This window comes from Pedobacter sp. B4-66 (assembly GCF_018492665.1).
Lineage (GTDB): Bacteria > Bacteroidota > Bacteroidia > Sphingobacteriales > Sphingobacteriaceae > Pedobacter.
The window spans coordinates 110,032-129,119 of the sequence record NZ_JAFVME010000010.1; the positions used below are offsets into that span (position 1 = coordinate 110,032).

Sequence of the window (19,088 nt, forward strand, 5' to 3'; positions counted from 1 at the left end):
CCGTTGCATTTGTAAATGCAACGGGATTTTTAATATTTGCTAATTAAGCTATTAATAAGCTCTTTGATTGTTTCCTTCTTTCCAATTTACAAAAGCTTTGTTGACAACCCTATTTCCACCCGGAGTTGGGTAGTTACCTGAGAAATACCAATCTCCTGTATGATTTGGACAAGCCACATGCAAATTATCTAAAGTCTGATAAATTACCTCTACTTCTGCATTGATATTTTCCGGAGTAATAATTTTGGTGATTTGTGCCGAGATTTCTTCTTGTGTAAATGGCCTATAAATGTCTTTTACATGATTTACAATCTGTTCTTTAGGAAGTAACAATGAAGCTTTACACTTCTGATATACTTCTTCTATAATATGCTCCATGCCACGAGCTTTCAACAGTTGAATTGCAGCTTCAAAAGCGACAAACTGTCCCATCTTAGACATATCTATGCCATAACAATCAGGATAACGTATCTGAGGTGCTGATGAAACGATAATAATCTTTTTGGGATGTAGTCTGTCGATGATTTTGATGATACTCTGTTTAAGAGTTGTACCTCTAACAATTGAATCATCAACTGCCACTAAAGTATCTGTATCATTTTTTATTACTCCATAAGTTGTATCGTAAACATGGGCTACCATATCTCCTCTATCCGCATCCTGAGTAATAAATGTTCTCAACTTAACATCTTTAATCGCTAATTTCTCAACTCTTGGAGTCATGGATAATAACTCATCCAATTGCTCATCGTTCAAGGTATCTTTACGGTGTAATAAGGTGTCTTTTTGTACAGTTCTGATATAACTATGCAACCCTTCTACCATTCCATAAAATGAAACTTCAGCTGTGTTAGGTATAAAAGAGAATACGGTATTTTTTAAATCAGAATTTACGGCATTAAGTATTTGCTTACAAAGCAATGCACCTAAATGCTTTCTTTCTCTATAGATTTCTGCATCACTGCCTCTTGAGAAATAGATACGTTCAAAAGAGCAAGCTCTTTTTTCTTCCGGCTCTCTAAAGATCTCTTGAGTTACCCTTCCATTCTTCTTAACAATAAGTGCATGACCTGGCTCAATTTCTTTAACATCTTTAAATGGAATATTAAATGCAGTTTGAATTGCCGGGCGCTCAGAAGCAGCTACGACAATTTCATCATCCTGATAATAATAAGCAGGACGTATGCCTGAAGGGTCACGAAGAATAAATGCATCTCCATTCCCTACAATACCAGAGATTGCATAACCACCATCCCAGTTTTTTGCTGAGCGTTTTAAGATTTTAGCGATATCTAAATTCTCAGAGATTTTATGAGTGATCTGAACATTATCAAGCCCTTCTTTTTTGTATTCATCAAAAAGCTCTTGATTTTCATCATCAAGAAAGTGACCTATTTTCTCTAAAACAGTAACGGTATCAGCTTGTTCTTTTGGATGCTGACCAAGCTCATAAAGCTGCTCTAGTAACTCGTCAACATTAGTCATGTTAAAGTTACCGGCAATAACAAGATTACGAGTCATCCAGTTGTTCTGACGTAAAAATGGATGGCAGTTTTCTATACTGTTTTTGCCATGTGTTCCATAGCGTAAATGGCCAAGTAGAACTTCACCAATAAAACTCACATTAGATTTTAACCACTCCGCATCCTGCATCAATTCGGGAGTTTCGTTTTGAATATCAACAAATTTATTCTGAACGTAACCAAAGATATCCGCAACAGCATTTTGTGCCATCGAACGGTATCTGCTAATGTAGCGATGACCTGGTTTTACATCTAGTTTAATTGTTGCGATCCCTGCCCCATCCTGCCCACGGTTGTGCTGCTTTTCCATTAACAGATAAAGCTTGTTAAGTCCGTAAAGTGCAGTCCCGTATTTTTCCTGGTAGTATGAGAGAGGTTTTAAAAGGCGAATAAAGGCTATTCCGCATTCATGTTTTATCGAGTCACTCATTTGTTGTTATTTGAGCGGCAAATTTACCGTTAATAATAATTAGAACCTAGAAAGAAATACAATCTTTAGGTCAGATTATAATTATCGGGTTTTCAGGTTGATACGCTCAGAAACAACATCTGTTCCAAAAAATATCGAGGCATGCGTATTAAACATTTCCGCATCTCCAGAGGTAAAAAATGATTTCTTACCCTCTACACCAACCTTTGAGGCTATTTCAGGATGATTTTTCAAATATTGAACTAAACTATTCGCAACGATATCCCCTTGCCCCAATAGGCTTACATTTTCGGGTAGCATTTCTTTTATTTTAGGAATAAGTAATGGATAATGGGTGCAGGCTAAGAGGATACAATCAATATTATTATCCTTATTAAGCAATTCATTAATGTATTTTTCTACAAAATAATCTGCTCCCGGATCCAGATGTTCATTGTTCTCTACCAAAGGCACCCACATCGGACAACTTTGCTGTGACACCTTTACTTCCGGAAAAAATTTATTGATTTCTATAAGATAAGATTCCGAATTGATGGTGCCACGGGTCCCCATCACTCCAATCGTTTTTGACGAAGTGAATTCTCCAACCACTTCAGCGGTTGGCCTGATCACTCCAAGAACTCTATTATTAGGATACTTAACAGGAAGCACTTTCTGTTGTATTGAACGTAAGGCTTTTGCTGAGGCAGTATTGCAGGCTAGTATAACCAACTGGCACCCCTGAGCAAATAACCATTCAACGCACTCTAAAGTGTATTGATATACGGTATCAAATGAATGGTCTCCATAAGGTGAACGCGCATTATCACCAAAATAGATATAGTTGTATTGCGGCAACTTTTCAGCTATTGATTTAAATACGGTTAAACCACCATAACCTGAATCGAAAACACCTATGGAATGCTTAATATTCATTGTAAAAAAAACGGGATTGAGTTTTATCACTCAATCCCGCAATTTAAATATTTTTTCCTCTACAAACTGTTTTCTTTCGAATGTTGTGACAGAGGTGTGATTTTGATTATTTCTTAGGTGCTGGCGCTGTTGCAGTAGCAGTAATACCTAATTTAGTTTTAACAAGTGGAGTGATATCTTCGCCACCATCCCAATAAACTAAAGATTGGTTTGCAGTATCAAATACATAAGCAAAACCTTTTTCTTTTGAAACAGCTTTAATAGCTGCATCAGCTTTAACTTGAATAGGGTTAAAAAGCTCTGCATTTTTAGCTTCTAATTCTTGTTGAGCTTTTGTTCTTGCATCAGTGATACGTTTTTCTAAATCTTGTAATTCAGCACCTACTGTTTGTAATTCTTTGTCAACGGTTTCTTTGTTAGCTTCACTTCTAGTTTTTTCTTTAGCCTGAGCAGCTTGAAGTTTAGTCTGATATTCAGAAATCATTTTCTCAATATCAGCCTGTTTAGTTTTTTGGTAGGCCTCTAAAGTAGTTCTGGCAGTTTTAACTTCCGGCATTGCTTCGATAATCGCAGCTGAATTTAAGTGTGCCAATTTTTGTTGTGCATTTGCGATGTTGACAGTGAACAATAAGCCAGCTGTTACAAAAAATGCGTTCATTAACTTTCTCATCTCTATTTTTCTTAATAATTGTTTTTAATTTATCTGTTTGTGTGTTCTATTTTAACATTGTTCCAGGTTTGAAACCTAGTCTTACAATAACGTCATTACTTACATCATAAGTACTGCTTGCATAGATCATCATTGTTGCCTCGCTACTCTTATCAAAAATAAAATCGAGAATTTTAACTTTCGCTACTTCAGAAATGGCTTTAGTTACCTTTTCCTGAATAGGACTTAATAGTTTCGAACGGGTCTGAAAAAGATCTCCTTCAGGACCAAATATTTTACGCTGAAAATCTTTAGCTCCTTTCTCTTTTTCTATAATCTCGTTCTCTCTTCTCTTGCGCATATCTTCAGTTAACAATACCTGATCAGCCTGATAAGCTTTATACATCTTATCAATTTCTGTAAAGTTTGCATCAACCTTCTCTTGCCACTGTTGCGACAATACATTCATTTGATCAAGAGCTGATTTATACTCAGGTAAATGTTTAAGGATATACTCCGTATCTACATAAGCAAACTTTTGCGCAGATGCCCCAAAGCCTGCTAAAAGTAAAAAGCATATTAAAAAGTATTTTTTCATTTTTAAAAGCATTAATTAATTAAAATCCTCCCAATTGTTGAGCAATACTGAAAGTAAAGTTTTGTTTTCCTCCATCAGCAATTCCAGGAATCTTATCAAAAGCATGCCCGTAGTCAATACCCAACATTCCAAATATCGGTAAAAATATTCTAGCACCAACACCCGCAGTCCTTCTAATGTTAAAAGGATTAAAATCAGCGAACTTATTCCATGTATTACCACCCTCAGCAAATGCCACTATAAATGCTGTTGCTTGCTGACTTGCAATCACAGGGTATCTTAATTCCATTACATACTTTGTAAAGATAGGACTTCCTGAGTTTTGTGCAATATTGGCATCAGATCCTTGCGGAATAACTGCATTATTTGCATATCCACGCATTTTAATTACTTCCGAACCTTGTAAGAAATCAAATCCTTGCATTCCATCACCCCCTAATTTAAAACGCTCAAATGCTGATTGGCCAACTGCTGAGTTATAGGTTCCAAGGAAACCAAACTGGGCCTGTGCCATCACTACAAATTTTCCGGCTAATCTTTGGAACCACTGAGATTCAAACTTCCATTTGTGATACTCAGTAAACTTGTAACGCTGTTTATCAGATGCTGTTGCATAATTAAGGCCATTTAAAAGAGAGTATGGTGGCGTCGCCTGAATTGTAAACTTAAAGTATGATCCTTCAGTTGGGAAAATCTGATGATTTCTTGAATCTCTACTCAACTCTTGAGTTAAGTTAAGGTTATATGAAGTACCAGTGTTAAATAAATATCCTGGATAGTTATTTAGGATATACTGTTGAACATTAATCGCGTGAGTTAACTGGAAATAGTTATCCGGAAAATTCAACCTTCTACCTAAACTAACCGTAACACCATTCAAACGAATCTTCTGGAATCTAGCATCTGCAGATTTCAAACCGTTTGACTGTAATGAGGTAAATGCACTAACACCAAAACTTATTGGTTTCTTACCACCAAGCCAAGGCTCAGAGAAAGAGAAGCTATAAGATTGATAATATTTACCGTTGGTTTGTCCACGAAGACTTAACTTCTGACCATCCCCTTTTGGTAATGGTTTATAAGAATCAAGATTAAATATATTTTTTAATGAGAAGTTATTAAACGTTAAACCTAATGTTCCAATGATGTTACCACCACCAAAACCACCTGACAATTCGATCTGATCTGAAGGTTTCTCTTCAACCGCATATTCAATATCAACAGTACCATCGGCAGGATTTGGTTTAGGAGTAGGAACCGTTTTTGATTCATCAAAGTTCCCCAATTGTCCAATCTCACGAACAGTACGGATTAACAATTCTTTAGAAAATTTCTCTCCCGGTTTAGTACGAATCTCTCTTAATACTACCCTGTCATTTGTGATGGTATTTCCTTTAAGCGTAATACGGTTATTGGTGTACTGAGGTCCTTCATAAATACGCATTTCAACATCTACTGTATCGCCGTGGATTCTGGTCTGTACAGGATCTACGTTAAAAGTCAAATAACCATCATTAAGGTAAATGCTGGAAACATCATCTCCATTTGCACTACCTCTTAATTTCTTTTCAAGCTTTTCTTCACTAAATACTTCTCCCTTTTCAATACCAAGAGCCATCTCCAGCATTTTAGTGGTATACTTAGCATTACCAGCCCATGTTATATCACCGAAATAATATTTAGGCCCTTCATAAACATCAATGTCTATACCTATCGACTTATCATTATATTGATAAATACTGTCTTTAAGAATAACGGCATCACGATAACCTCTATCTTGCATCTTAGCAACCAGGGTAACTTTATCCTCATCATATTTTTCCTTATTGAACTTACCAGATCCAAATACTTTATAAAATGCCTGTTGCTTTGTTTTCTTTAAAAACTTACGAAGCTTAGCTGATGAGAACTCTTTGTTTCCCGTAAAGTTGATCTCGTGAACCTTTACCTTGCGGCCCTTATCAACATGTACTTCTAAAATCATCCCATTTTCCAGACTAGGATCAGGTTTGGTTTTGTATTCAACAGTAGTAAAGAAGTAACCCTTTCCTAAAAGGAATTTCTTAATCGTTGCAGTTGTTGAGTTATATAGATTGTCATTGATAATAGATTTCCCGCTCTTTTCATTTAATTTCTCCATGATGTCAGTTTTTTGCGACTTACTCACTCCACTAATCTCAAATGAACTTAAACGCGGTCGTTCAACCACTTCAATATCAAAATAAACAGTATCCTCTACGATTTTAGCAATATCTAACTGCACATCATCAAACAAGCCCTGAGCCCATAAGGTTTTTATTGCATTGGCCGTTGCTTCACCTGGTAATATAATACGCTCCCCTTTTATCAATTTAGATAAAGTGATGATTACATCCTTATCAATAAAATGAGTTCCGGTAAGCGTTGTACCTCCAATAATGTACTCTTTTGGGTTAAAATAATCCAAATCCAGGCCTTTAACTTTAAAGCTTGGTGGTGCAGTATTGGACGGTCGGGTAATTTGTGCCATTGATGGTAAACCAATCAATAACAATAATATGAGTTGATATATTCTTTTCATTTACAATCTAAAAATCGATGCTAAGTTAATTTAAACACATGTTAAAAAGTGTTAAAAGTAAAATTAGTTCAATTGTTCACTAATTTTACCAAAGCGGCGTTCGCGTTTTTGATAGTCTACAATAGCCTCAAAAAGGTCTTCTCGTCTAAAGTCAGGCCATAAGGTTTCTGTAAAGTAAAGTTCTGTGTAAGCCATTTGCCATAACAGAAAATTACTAACCCTATGTTCACCGCTCGTCCTGATCATGAGTTCAGGATCTGGGATATTCACGGTGGTTAACTCAGCTGCAAAATTTTCTTCATTAATGTCTTCTATATTTATCTTTTGATCTTTAACCTTCTGTGCCAGCTTCTTAGCTGCATCTATAATTTCCCATTTTGCACTATAGCTTAATGCCAATGTTAGAGTACAGCGCGTATTATTTGCCGTTTTTTCCATAGCACTATGCAAATCCTCAATACATTTTTGAGGTAGTGAAGCTATATCACCAATTGCATTTAAACGGATATTATTCTTGTTGAGAGTAGCTGTTTCCTGATTAATTGTCGATATCAACAACTCCATCAAGGCATTAACCTCTTCGATAGGCCGATTCCAGTTTTCCGTAGAGAAAGCATAAACAGTTAAATATTTGATACCTATATCAGCGCAACCTTCAACAATGTCTTTCACAGACAGAACACCACTTTCATGTCCAAAGTGTCTGAATTTACCCTGATTTTTAGCCCATCGGCCATTTCCATCCATGATGATGGCAATGTGCTCTGGCAAACGTGTTACGTCGATTTGTTCTTTAAATCCCATTAATTTCCTGCAATATGCCTAAAATGTATAACATTTTTGGGACACAAAGGTATAAGATATGCCTATACCTACAAACATATATGTATCTCTTTTTCTAAAATCACCTCTCTGACTACCTGCAGGGCCATAACGAGTTGCCGCTGTGGGATTTGAAAGGTATTGATTAATGGGAGTAGACGGATATTTCCCACTAACATCGTCCAAATAATCAGTATAAGCGGTACGGTAACCAATTTGGCTAAATAACCCCCAATTTTCTTTTAATCTCACCTTTACCCCTACCCCATACGGAATAGTTAAACTATAATTTTTATAAGGAACTGCATCCTTACCATCTTCCTTTTCTGTTTTATATGGTCTCAGTTCAACATTATCATACTTAATGCCATTATATTCAGGATAAGTAGCTCTAGGATTATACAATACACCTCCTATACCTGTAAAAATATACGGAGAGAATATCTTCGTTCCGCCTCCTGCAAAGTATTCAAAAAAATTAAAATCAACTTGCAAGCTTACTTCATTTAGAGCCGTGCTAAAATTAAGTCCCCTATTCCGAAAATCCTGATTATCCGATTTCGTATCATCCCCTTTTATCTTGCCATAGGTATAATGAAGTCCAAAAGCCCAATATGGATTTATATTTGCTTTTACAAATGCACCGGCAGAAACACCGCTTATCTTTAGTGGTTTATTTTGATTCAAATCGCCCAAATAGCCTGCGCCTCCCACAATAGCACCCACTTCAAAAACCTGGGATTTTGCACTGATTCCACAAAGGAACATAGCAATAAAATAAACAAGTTGTTTTTTATACATTCTAATAATTCCGCGTATCTATGCCCCAAAGCAATTTATTCCTTAATGTAGTTAAGTATGTCTCATTATTAAGCCTGATTAAATTTACGTGAAAGCTAGCTTTATTCAGTATTATTTTAACAGACCTGTCTACGGTCTCTGTTCTTGAATCACAGGAAACCAAAAACTTAGAACTTCTGGCCTCAATTTCAAAGGTTAATGACACATCATCAGGGATAATTACAGGCCGTACATTTAAGTTATGGGGTGCAATAGGAGTAATTACAAAGTTCTGAGAACTAGGATAAATAATTGGCCCACCGCAGCTTAAGGAATAAGCAGTAGAACCTGTTGGAGTGGCAATAATTAAACCATCAGCCCAATAAGAGTTAACAAACTCATTATTCATGTAGGCATGGATAATCATCATGGCCGAATTGTCTCTTCTATGAATAGTTATATCATTCAGCGCGAAGTTTTCATCACCAAATAAGCCTTGCTTAGAAGCGACACTCAATAAAGTCCTTTTATCAAGTGTAAACTCTCTATTGTGCAATGCTTCAAAGGCTTTCTTTATTTCATCCTTATTAATACTTGCCAAAAAACCTAAACGGCCAAAGTTAATCCCTATTACAGGAATTCCTGAATCACGGATTAACGACAATGTATCTAATAAAGTTCCATCTCCCCCTAAACTCAGCAACACATCAGTTTCCCCTAAAAGATCATCATGAGATGTAAAAACCTGAATATTAGCAGGTAACTTTATTTTATCCTTTATATAATCAAGGTATTTATTATAAACAAGTATTGGATTTTTATAACTATCAAGGACATTAAATACTTCCTGCACATAAGGCAATACACTATTATTGAACTCTCTACCGTAAATTGCAATCTTCATTAATGTATTTTCTTTTGGCTGTTCTGAAATCTGTATAAGCTCAGGCTATACATTTAAATAATTCATAAAAGAATTAAACCTATCTTCAGTACCATTGTCGGATATGGTACTGTTAAATACTGCCTTTACCTGGTAATCATAACGTTCAAAAGAAGCTATAATCCCCGAAAGTTCAGTTTTATTAATTTTCAAAGTGACTTCCAATCTGGTAGAATCTGGAAAGGATTGTACATATGATGAAAGAATCTGAGCATTATCTGCCTCAACAATCTGAGCCATATGCGATAACGAATTGTTTCTGTTACTTATTTCCAGAACAATTATACCTCCATACTCCTTTACTGCAAAGATATTTGAGGTATACTCTAAAAGATTGTTTATTGATATCAGACCTAAATAATTCTTCTTATAATCCAATACAGGCACTACTGAGAGGTGCAACTGATTAAACAATCTTATAATGTCATAAACATGAACGTCTTCAAATACAAATGGATTTAATATGGATAGCGACAAGCTACCGATAGCCTGCTCCACATCTCTAACTTCAATTAAGTCGTCCTCTGAAACTAAACCTAGAAATTGAGTTTCGTTAACAATTGGTAAATGATACAGTTTGAACTCAGCCATCCTTTCCAAAGATTTCTGAACAGTATCAGAAGTCTTTAGCGGTGGTATTGAATTAGATATGAGTTCAGATGCAAACATTATTTAAGCAAAATTCTATTTAAAAACTTATCCAGATACTCATTAAAAACTTGCGGTCGCTCCATCATTGGCGCATGGCCACATAAATCTACCCAATTCAATTCTGAATTCGGCAAAAGTTCGTGAAATTCTTCTGCAACCTCCGGTGGTGTTACTTTATCTTGCTTACCCCAAATCAAAGAAACAGGAATTGTGATGCGCGCAAGGTCTTTAGACATATTATGACGAATAGCAGATTTTGCCAAAGCCAGAATACGAATTACCCTCGAGCGGTCATTAACACTTTTATAAACCTCATCAACCAGTTCCTTTGTTGCTGTTGCCGGATCATAGAAAGTAAATTCTACCTTTTCCTTAATGTAATCATAACTTTCTCTTCTGGGGAACGATCCTCCGAATGCATTTTCATACAACCCAGAGCTACCGGTTAACACAAGAGCCTTTACATGTTCCTGATGAGAAACGGTAAACACAAGACCAACATGACCGCCAAGTGAATTACCTATCAAAACCACTTGTCCTAGCTTTTTGAACTTAATAAATCTATGAATGTATTTAGATAAACTCTTTACCCCAAGTGTAAGTATTGGCAACTCATAAATGGGTAAAATTGGAACAATGACATGATAATTCTGCTTAAAGTGATCAATCACATCCTCCCAATTACTTAACTCGCCCATCAAACCATGAAGTAATACCAGGGTCTCACCTTTTCCAGCTTCTACAAATTTAAACCCATCTTCTTCTATTACTTCGTATCTCATATTGAATATTTTGTAAGGTATGCTACTAAGTTAGTAGACTAAAATTAAATTAATGTAATTTTAAAACATTATTTTAAGAAAAAGGCTTAATGTGCTTAATGCAGCACAATTTATGCCAATTGTGATTTTACAATCTCAGCAATTAACTTACCATCGGCTTTACCTGCAAGTTCTTGATTAGCTAAACCCATCACCTTACCCATTTCCTTTACAGAATTTGCTCCAGAGTCTTTAATAATTTGTGCAATCACAGCTTCAATTTCAGCTCTATCTAGTTGTTTAGGCATGAACTTGCTGATTACTTCAATTTCTTCTTCCTCAACAACACTAAGATCTTCTCTACCCTGTTGCTTGTAAATATCTGCTGACTCCTTACGCTGTTTAATTAGTCTTTGCAAAATCTTAAGTTCAGCTTCTTCGGTAATTTCCTCGGCCGATCCCTTTTCAGTTTTCGCCAATAACAAAGCTGCTTTAATTGCTCTTAAACCTCTAAGCTTTGCTTGGTCTTTAGCCAGCATTGCCTGTTTTATTTCCTGATCTATTGTATTAGCTATCATATGATTTTCTGTTATTATTCTATTTTCTATTTATTATAGTTCCTGTTGCCTGTGCAGTTGGCATGATCAACATGTCATTAATATTTACATGTGCAGGCCTACTCACGACAAACCATATTGCTTCGGCAATATCATTAGCAATAAGAGGTTCCAATCCGTCATAAACCTTTTTTGCTCTGCCTTCATCTCCTTTAAACCTGACTTTAGAGAATTCTGTTTCAACCATTCCAGGATTTATTGCGGTAACCTTTATGCCATGAGGAAGCAAATCAATTCTCATGCTTTTGTTTAAAGCGTCTACGGCATGTTTGGTTGCACAATATACGTTTCCATTAGGATAAACTTCTTTACCCGCTATAGAGCCAATATTCACAATATGACCTGATTTTCGTGCAGTCATCCAGTTAGAAACTATTCTGGTAGTATACAACAAACCTTTAACATTGGTATCAATCATCGTATCCCAGTCATCAACATTACCTTTATCAATTGGATCAAGCCCCTGACTCAGACCAGCATTGTTAATCAAAACATCTACTTTTTTCCATTGTGACGGTAAAATTTCCAGATGGTAGGATAAGTTTTCGTAATCCCTCACATCAGCAACTATCTTTTTAACTTCAATAGCATATTTATCTTCTAAATGCTTGGATGAATCTATTAATAATTGCTCTCTTCTGCCGAGCAAAATTAAATTATAACCCTGAGCCGCAAACAAATGCGCACAAGCAGCTCCAATACCTGAAGTTGCTCCTGTAATTAATGCAATTTTTGACATCCCTGATTTTATTGATTATTAAGCAAAGCTATAATTTTTTTGGGAGTCGCATCATTCAAAAAATAAACTGAATGTCACATGTCGCAGCATTAATTTATCAATTGGATAAGAATATCGGTTGAGTTCGGGCTTTAAAACACTATTGAAAGAGTATGACAATTTAATCTCCGGAGACATCTTAAAATACTCGAAGTAGAGGTCAAAACCCAATCCAGCTTCATACGACAAGAAGTTACGCTTGTTGTTCACCATTTTTTCGGCTGCATCCGTTATATTCGAATTATTCGTCTTTTTTTTCGATGAAATATCCACGGAGTATTTAGCGCCTCCTAATACGTAAGCCCTAAAATTATTGCGCCTATCCGATTTAATCTTTAAACCCAAAGGAAACTCAACTAATGTAGAAGATACTTTTCGTTCCACATTATCCTTAATCTCACCATAGTGATAGGTAAGTACCCTATCATTAAACACAAGTATTGGTGTAAACCTTAAATCTACGTTTTCAAGCAGACGTTTATTTACAACAAAGCCAATCCCAAATCCCGGAGACGAATCTGAAGATATTGCTGTAAGTGGATTTGGCCGTGGATCACCAGCACCAAGATCAGCTGTATAAGGCACACTCCACTCAGGTTTCTTTGAAATCTTATACTCCGATGAAAGATATTGAAATGTAAATCCAAAATGAAGATTGGTGTCATCTACTCCCCCCCCCCAATTCTGGGCTCTGGCCGACAATCCTGCTAATAAACATAAAAGAACTAAGCCTGATTTTATTTTCATTTTATACCGGTATAGATGGCGCTAATTCCAAATGTTAAGCGTCGGTCCTTAGTATTTTTAAATCCTACTTTATCCATTAAACGAATAAAATCCTCACCATCTGGAAATGCAGCAACAGACTCCGGCAAATAACAATAAGCTCTGTTATCCTTAGAGAAAATTTTCCCGAGTGTTGGTGTAACATGTTTAAAGTAAAAGTTATACCCTTGTTTAATCGGAAAGTTTCTTGGTTTAGAAAACTCCAGGATTACAATTTTGCCTCCTGGCTTTAAAACCCTGTACATATCTGCAAGTCCTTTCTCCAGATTTTCATAATTTCTTACACCAAAGGCAACAGTTATTGCATCAAAATGATCATCACTAAACTGTAATCCTTCAGAATCACCGGTCTGAACAGAAAAAACATGCTGTAAATTCCTCTCATTAATTTTCTTTCGGGCCACATCAAGCATACCTTCAGAAATATCTACACCAATAATTTTCTCTGGTGCTAAAATTTTTATTGCTTCAAAAGCAAAGTCACCTGTACCGGTAGCCACATCAAGCATAATGCGTGGTTTAATCGATTTAAGCTCTTTAATTGCCTTTTTACGCCATAAAATATCAATACCTAAGGACATAAAATGATTTAAAAAATCATAAGTTCCAGATATATTATTAAACATGCTGGCAACTTGTTCCTTCTTTGTTGCCGTTTCAGATTGGTATGGTGTGATGTTTTCGTTCATGGTACGCAGCAAAGATAAGTATTGTTGAAAACTAATTTTCTACCTTTGTAAAATGATTATAAAATCAGCAACATTTATTTGTAGTAATACAAAGGTTTCAGCACTGCCTGTTGCCAATATGCCTGAGTATGCATTTATTGGACGTTCTAACGTTGGTAAGTCCTCGTTAATTAACATGCTCGTAAATCAGCATGGATTAGCAAAAACCTCACAAAGACCAGGTAAAACACAGTTAATCAACCACTTTCTGATTAACGAAAAATGGTACATTGTGGATTTACCCGGCTACGGCTATGCCAAAGTATCCAAAAGCAGCCGTGAGAATTGGGAAAAATTCATCCGTAATTATATCACTAAACGCGAAAGCTTACAGTGTGTATTTGTTTTAATAGACAGCAGGCTTGAACCTCAAAAGATAGATTTGGAGTTTTGCTGCTGGATGGGAGAAATCCAAATCCCTTTTGCACTCGTATTTACCAAAGCAGATAAACAAGGCGCGGTAAAAACCGACAAAAATGTTTCTGCATTTAAAAAGGCATTAGGCGGGTGGTTTGAAGAAATCCCTCCATACTTTGTTACTTCAGCAGAAAAAAGTACCGGAAGAGACCAGGTTTTGAGCTTTATAGAAGAGGTAAATCATGACTTCGTAATGCCCATTTTAACCCCACAATAACGATTATTAATGAAAAAGTATTTTTCACTGGTACTATTCGCTCACTCCATTTTTGCTTTACCATTTGCACTGATAGGCTTTTTTCTGGGGGTAACTACAACCTCAAATCCATTTAACTGGTTACTGCTTGTATTGGTCCTATTATGTATGGTTTTTGCCCGTAATGCTGCAATGGCTTTTAACAGATACCTGGATAGAAATATTGACGCAAAAAATCCGCGTACTCAAATGCGCGACATCCCTGCGGGTAAAATATCTGCTAATGAAGCCCTAATATTTGTAATCATTAACTGCGTTCTTTTTATTATTACAACGGCATTCATTAACAGCCTTTGCCTTTACCTTTCGCCTGTAGCACTCTTTGTGGTACTATTTTACAGTTACACGAAAAGGTTCACCGCTTTATGCCACATGGTACTGGGATTAGGCCTTTCGCTTGCCCCTATTGGCGCTTACATTGCTGTAACCGGAGTATTTAACATTGTTCCTGTGCTTTATTCTTTCGCCGTATTGTTCTGGGTTAGTGGATTCGACATTATATACGCCCTGCAGGATGAAGATTTTGACAGAAATGAAAAATTACATTCTATCCCTGCAGCCATAGGCATCAAAAATGCCTTAAACCTTTCAATAGTACTACATGTTTTTTCTGCACTATGTGTAATCCTACCTGTAATGTTTACTACATTCAGCTGGGTATATTATGTGGGAGTAGCCTTCTTTTGCTTTATGCTAATTTATCAGCATTTACTTGTAAAGCCTAATGACATTAGTAAAGTAAATAAAGCATTTGCCACCACAAATGGATTTGCCTCTGTAATATTTGCTATCTGTTTTTTAATCGATGCCTTCTTAAGAACCAACTTTAACTTCTAAATATGATTAACCTTACCATACCTAAAAAGAAAAGAATCTATATCCCTCAAGATCTCGAGATGCAATGGGATAATCTTGAGCCAATACTTAGTGAACTTTTGGAGCGTCCTATAGAGAACGTAAATGAATTAGAGCAATGGTTAAAGGATAAAAGTGAATTAGAAGCTGCCTTAGAAGAGGATTTTGCATGGCGATACATTAAAATGAGTTGCGATACTGCAAATGAGACTTTGGTAAAAGAGTTTCAGTATTTTGCGACAGAAATTGAACCTAAAATTTCGCCAATTGCAAACCAGCTTAATCAAAAATTTAACGACAGTCCATTTATTGATGAACTGGATCATGATAAATATTTTGTTTACATAAGGGCTATCAGAAAAGCTTTAGAAATTTATCGCGAAGAAAACGTTGAGCTTTTAACTAAACTTCAAGTAACTCAGCAAAAGTACCAGGCCATTACCGGTGCAATGAGCGTGATTATCAACGAAAAAGAATATACGTTAGAACAAGCTGCCAACTTCATTAAAGATACAGATAGAGATGTAAGACAACAGGCTTGGAAAACCATACAACAACGCAGATTAGTAGATAAAGACGAATTAAACATTTTATTTGATGAGCTGATCGTTATGCGTCATCAGGTTGCTTTAAATGCAGGTTTTGAGAACTATCGCGACTATATGTTCCAGGCATTGGGCCGCTTTGATTATACCCCTCAGGATTGCTATCATTTCCATGAAGCTATTGAAAAGCAAATCGTACCTATCTTAAAGGAACAGGCAGAGAAACGAGCTGAATTGCTTGGAATTGACACCTTGAAACCATGGGACATGGACGTAAGTACCACAGGTAAAGCTGCACTGAAACCATTTAAAGATGGAAAAGATCTGGTCGACAAAAGCATTGACTGTTTTAATGCCATAGACCCTAAATTGGGTCAAATGCTTTCAATAATGAAGGCAAATAACCTTTTTGATGTGGAAAGCAGAAAAGGGAAAGCACCTGGTGGTTACAACTACCCTCTTGCAGAAACTGGAGCTCCTTTTATTTTCATGAACTCGGCCAATTCCTTAAGAGACTTAACTACTATGGTTCACGAAGGTGGCCATGCAATACATACCTTCCTTACTGCGAATCTAGAATTAAATGATTTTAAGCATTGTCCTTCTGAAGTTGCGGAACTTGCATCGATGAGCATGGAACTTATTTCTATGGACAACTGGAACATCTATTTTGATAACGAGGAAGATCTGATCCGTGCCAAAAAAGAACAACTGGCTGATGTACTAAAAACCCTACCTTGGGTTGCGGTTATAGATCAGTTTCAGCATTGGATTTATACTAATCCAGGCCACAATGCTGCCGACAGAGAAGAAGCTTTTAAACAAATATATACCCGTTTTGGTAGTGGTTTTACCAATTGGGACAGTCTGGAACATGAATTTGGTAATGTTTGGCAAAAACAACTGCATCTTTTTGAAGTTCCTTTCTATTACATTGAATATGCCATTGCGCAATTAGGAGCTATTGCAATCTGGAAAAACTACAAAGAAAATCCTGAACAGGCATTACAACAGTATTTTGCGGCATTATCATTAGGATACACCAAACCAATCAATGAAATTTATGAAACGGCCGGTATTAAATTTGATTTCAGCTTAAAATACATCGAAGAATTGGCGTCGTTTGTAAAAGATGAATTACATAAATTAGGTTAAGTTTACAACATTATATTTAAGTTTGAATATCAAAACCCGACCTAAACGCTAGTGTATGTTTGAAAAACTTTTCAGAAAAAAGTCAATAGCCAAAATATTAGAAGATGCTGAAAAAGGCTATGGCGATCATGGAGCTTCGCTTCACAAAACACTTGGCGTACGGGATTTAACGGCTTTTGGTATAGCGGCTATCATCGGAGCAGGTATTTTTAGTACCATTGGAAAAGCAAGTGCCGATGGTGGTCCGGCAGTAATTTTCTTATTTATATTTACTGCTGTAGCATGTAGTTTTGCCGCATTTGCCTATGCAGAGTTTGCCTCAATGGTTCCCGTATCCGGCAGTGCATATACTTATTCTTACGTTGCTTTTGGCGAGTTGGTGGCATGGATTATAGGCTGGTCGCTCATTATGGAATACGCTATTGGTAATATAACTGTAGCCATATCCTGGTCCGACTACTTTACAGGCCTCCTCTCCTCCATACGAATACCTGCATTCAATATAAACGGAATTCACTTGCCCGATTGGATGACTATGGACTATTTAACTGCGTACAACGGCCATAAGCATGCAGAAGCGCTTGTAAACGCGGGGAAAAGCTTTGCCAACCTGGATGACGCAACAAGAATAGCAAACAACGCCTGGATAACAGCTCCCAAAATTGGAGATTTTCATATTGTTGCAGATTTACCTGCTTTAGGCATTATCATTTTCATTACCTGGCTAGTATACAGAGGGATGAAAGAATCAAGAAACGCCAGTAATGCAATGGTTATAGTAAAGCTTACTGTGATTTTGCTTGTACTTGCTGTAGGTGTGTTTTATGTCGATACTGCAAACTGGGATCCATTTGCACCCAATGGTGTATCCGGAGTATTAAAAGGGGTATCAGCAGTTTTCTTTGCTTATATCGGCTTTGATGCTATATCTACCACAGCCGAAGAATGTAAAAATCCTCAGAGGGATTTACCCAGAGGGATGATGTGGGCAATTATCATCTGCACTGTTTTATATGTAGCAATTGCACTCGTGCTTACAGGCATAGTTAGCTACAAACTTCTTGCAGTTGGCGATCCGTTGGCATTTGTATTTGATCAGATAGATCTGAAACTAATGAGCGGTATAATAGCGGTTAGTGCTGTATTTGCAATGGCAAGTGTATTATTGGTATTTCAAATGGGACAACCAAGAATATGGATGAGCATGAGTCGTGATGGCCTATTGCCTAAATCTTTTTCCAAGATTCATCCTAAATATAAAACCCCTTCTTTTTCGACTATCGTAGTAGGTTTTGTTGTAGCCATCCCTTCTCTTTTCATGAACCTTACCATTGTAACAGATCTTTGCTCAATAGGCACACTGTTTGCATTTGTACTGGTGTGTGCCGGAGTTCTTGTATTGCAAAACAAACCTGATATTCAAAGGGGAAAATTCAGGATACCATATGTCAACTCTAAATTCATTATCCCTATTTTATTTATTGGATCATTATTTTTTGGGTTTAGCTTCTATAAAAAGGAGACTACAGCATTTATATTAAATACTCCAAGAATATATGAGCCGGTAAGTTTTATTACCTCCTTAAATGATCAGGAACTTAGTACTATTAAAAAAGAAATAGAGATTGCTCAAACTAAAGCCAACCTTATTGAGAAGAATACAGATTCAGAGGCATATTTAAATCAGCTATCTGCAGAACAATATGAACAGTTCATCAATAACTCTGAGATCACTCAGGAAAAGAAATATGAAAGTGGATGGAAATTGTTTAAACATAAAATCCCTATGTGGATTTTCTTCTTTATCTGCCTTGTAATTATCTATTACTGCATCACTAAAAACCTTTCGCTTATTCCTGTTTTAGGCTTAATGAGTTGTCTGTATATGATGTGCGAATTGGGTATTTCCAACTGGATAGGATTCGGCATCTGGCTAATTGTTGGTCTATTTGTTTATTTCCTTTATGGATTTAAACATAGTAAACTCAGATTGGCTGAAAGTAATTCTTAAAGAACAGATTGCTATCCCTGAAATAAATTCAGGATATTGATTATAAAAAGAGCCTTATCAAACTATTTGATTAAGGCTCTTTTTATAATCAAAAAACCCTAACCTGTAGAAAATATTACCCAACTACACAATATTTTCAAAATAAAAAATATTTTTTGAAAAAAAATTCCACAATTTGAGAATATATCTCTACATTTATAATAGTAAAAAACAAATAGCACTCATAGAGATGAGTACTATTTAAATTGCCCTCCTAATTATCCCTATAATTGTCTGGTTGGAAAATCGACAATAGAGGCTCCTCCCCG

At 36.2% G+C, this 19,088-nt stretch carries 18 protein-coding genes; 4 read left to right on the forward strand and 14 right to left on the reverse strand.

The genetic code is table 11. The annotated features are described in order from the left end of the window. Positions 1-51: 51 nt before the first annotated feature. From J1905_RS17170 to ubiE, 14 genes are all read right to left on the reverse strand, one after another. Entirely contained in the window at positions 52-1,953 is a 1,902-nt protein-coding gene (locus tag J1905_RS17170) for an amidophosphoribosyltransferase (protein WP_214228519.1), read from the reverse strand. Positions 1,954-2,034: 81 nt separating this feature from the next. Then, entirely contained in the window at positions 2,035-2,868 is an 834-nt protein-coding gene (gene murI, locus J1905_RS17175) for a glutamate racemase (protein ID WP_214228520.1), read from the reverse strand. Between the two features lie 106 nt (positions 2,869-2,974). After that, positions 2,975-3,538, reverse strand: coding sequence for an OmpH/Skp family outer membrane protein (locus J1905_RS17180; RefSeq protein ID WP_214228521.1), 564 nt, complete (start codon positions 3,536-3,538; stop codon positions 2,975-2,977). A gap of 46 nt (positions 3,539-3,584) precedes the next feature. Beyond that, a complete protein-coding gene (locus J1905_RS17185; RefSeq protein WP_214228522.1) occupies positions 3,585-4,115 on the reverse strand; it encodes an OmpH/Skp family outer membrane protein in 531 nt (176 codons plus the stop codon). Positions 4,116-4,134: 19 nt separating this feature from the next. After that, positions 4,135-6,675 (reverse strand): outer membrane protein assembly factor BamA, encoded by a 2,541-nt coding sequence (gene bamA, locus J1905_RS17190; RefSeq protein ID WP_250318134.1) that lies wholly within the window; start codon positions 6,673-6,675, stop codon positions 4,135-4,137. Positions 6,676-6,738: 63 nt separating this feature from the next. Beyond that, positions 6,739-7,479 carry an undecaprenyl pyrophosphate synthase gene (gene uppS, locus J1905_RS17195; RefSeq protein ID WP_173090924.1) on the reverse strand — a complete coding sequence of 247 codons (741 nt, stop codon included), beginning with the start codon at positions 7,477-7,479 and terminating at the stop codon, positions 6,739-6,741. Positions 7,480-7,497: 18 nt separating this feature from the next. Further along, positions 7,498-8,298, reverse strand: a complete 801-nt coding sequence (gene porG / locus J1905_RS17200) for a type IX secretion system protein PorG (protein WP_214228523.1) — start codon at positions 8,296-8,298, stop codon at positions 7,498-7,500. Between the two features lies 1 nt (position 8,299). Next, positions 8,300-9,181 (reverse strand): NAD kinase, encoded by an 882-nt coding sequence (locus tag J1905_RS17205; RefSeq protein ID WP_214228524.1) that lies wholly within the window; start codon positions 9,179-9,181, stop codon positions 8,300-8,302. Positions 9,182-9,226: 45 nt separating this feature from the next. Further along, positions 9,227-9,889, reverse strand: a complete 663-nt coding sequence (locus J1905_RS17210) for a CBS domain-containing protein (protein ID WP_214228525.1) — start codon at positions 9,887-9,889, stop codon at positions 9,227-9,229. Beyond that, complete coding sequence (locus J1905_RS17215) at positions 9,889-10,653, reverse strand: alpha/beta fold hydrolase (RefSeq protein ID WP_214228526.1); 765 nt, start codon at positions 10,651-10,653, stop codon at positions 9,889-9,891. Before J1905_RS17215 ends, J1905_RS17210 begins: the two co-directional genes overlap by 1 nt. A gap of 110 nt (positions 10,654-10,763) precedes the next feature. Beyond that, positions 10,764-11,210: a GatB/YqeY domain-containing protein gene (locus J1905_RS17220; RefSeq protein WP_173090929.1), complete on the reverse strand. Its 447-nt coding sequence runs from the start codon at positions 11,208-11,210 to the stop codon at positions 10,764-10,766. 19 nt (positions 11,211-11,229) lie between these two features. Next, the gene (locus J1905_RS17225) at positions 11,230-11,988 is read right to left on the reverse strand and encodes an SDR family NAD(P)-dependent oxidoreductase (RefSeq protein WP_214228527.1); all 759 of its coding nucleotides are present in this window, start codon (positions 11,986-11,988) and stop codon (positions 11,230-11,232) included. 51 nt (positions 11,989-12,039) lie between these two features. Further along, on the reverse strand, positions 12,040-12,774 hold the full coding sequence (gene porT, locus J1905_RS17230; protein ID WP_214228528.1) for a type IX secretion/gliding motility protein PorT/SprT: 735 nt from the start codon (positions 12,772-12,774) through the stop codon (positions 12,040-12,042). After that, positions 12,771-13,502 (reverse strand): bifunctional demethylmenaquinone methyltransferase/2-methoxy-6-polyprenyl-1,4-benzoquinol methylase UbiE, encoded by a 732-nt coding sequence (gene ubiE / locus J1905_RS17235; protein WP_214228529.1) that lies wholly within the window; start codon positions 13,500-13,502, stop codon positions 12,771-12,773. Before ubiE ends, porT begins: the two co-directional genes overlap by 4 nt. A 52-nt stretch (positions 13,503-13,554) precedes the next feature. On the opposite strand from ubiE, the gene yihA reads away from it, so the two are divergent. From yihA to J1905_RS17255, 4 genes are read left to right on the forward strand one after another with little or no spacing between them, the layout of a single operon-like run. After that, on the forward strand, positions 13,555-14,175 hold the full coding sequence (gene yihA / locus J1905_RS17240) for a ribosome biogenesis GTP-binding protein YihA/YsxC (RefSeq protein ID WP_214228530.1): 621 nt from the start codon (positions 13,555-13,557) through the stop codon (positions 14,173-14,175). A 9-nt stretch (positions 14,176-14,184) separates the two neighbouring features. After that, the gene (locus J1905_RS17245; protein ID WP_214228531.1) at positions 14,185-15,051 is read left to right on the forward strand and encodes a UbiA-like polyprenyltransferase; all 867 of its coding nucleotides are present in this window, start codon (positions 14,185-14,187) and stop codon (positions 15,049-15,051) included. Between the two features lie 2 nt (positions 15,052-15,053). Beyond that, a complete protein-coding gene (locus J1905_RS17250; protein ID WP_214228532.1) occupies positions 15,054-16,769 on the forward strand; it encodes a M3 family oligoendopeptidase in 1,716 nt (571 codons plus the stop codon). Between the two features lie 55 nt (positions 16,770-16,824). Continuing rightward, positions 16,825-18,780, forward strand: a complete 1,956-nt coding sequence (locus J1905_RS17255; RefSeq protein ID WP_214228533.1) for an amino acid permease — start codon at positions 16,825-16,827, stop codon at positions 18,778-18,780. Positions 18,781-19,088 lie beyond the last annotated feature (308 nt).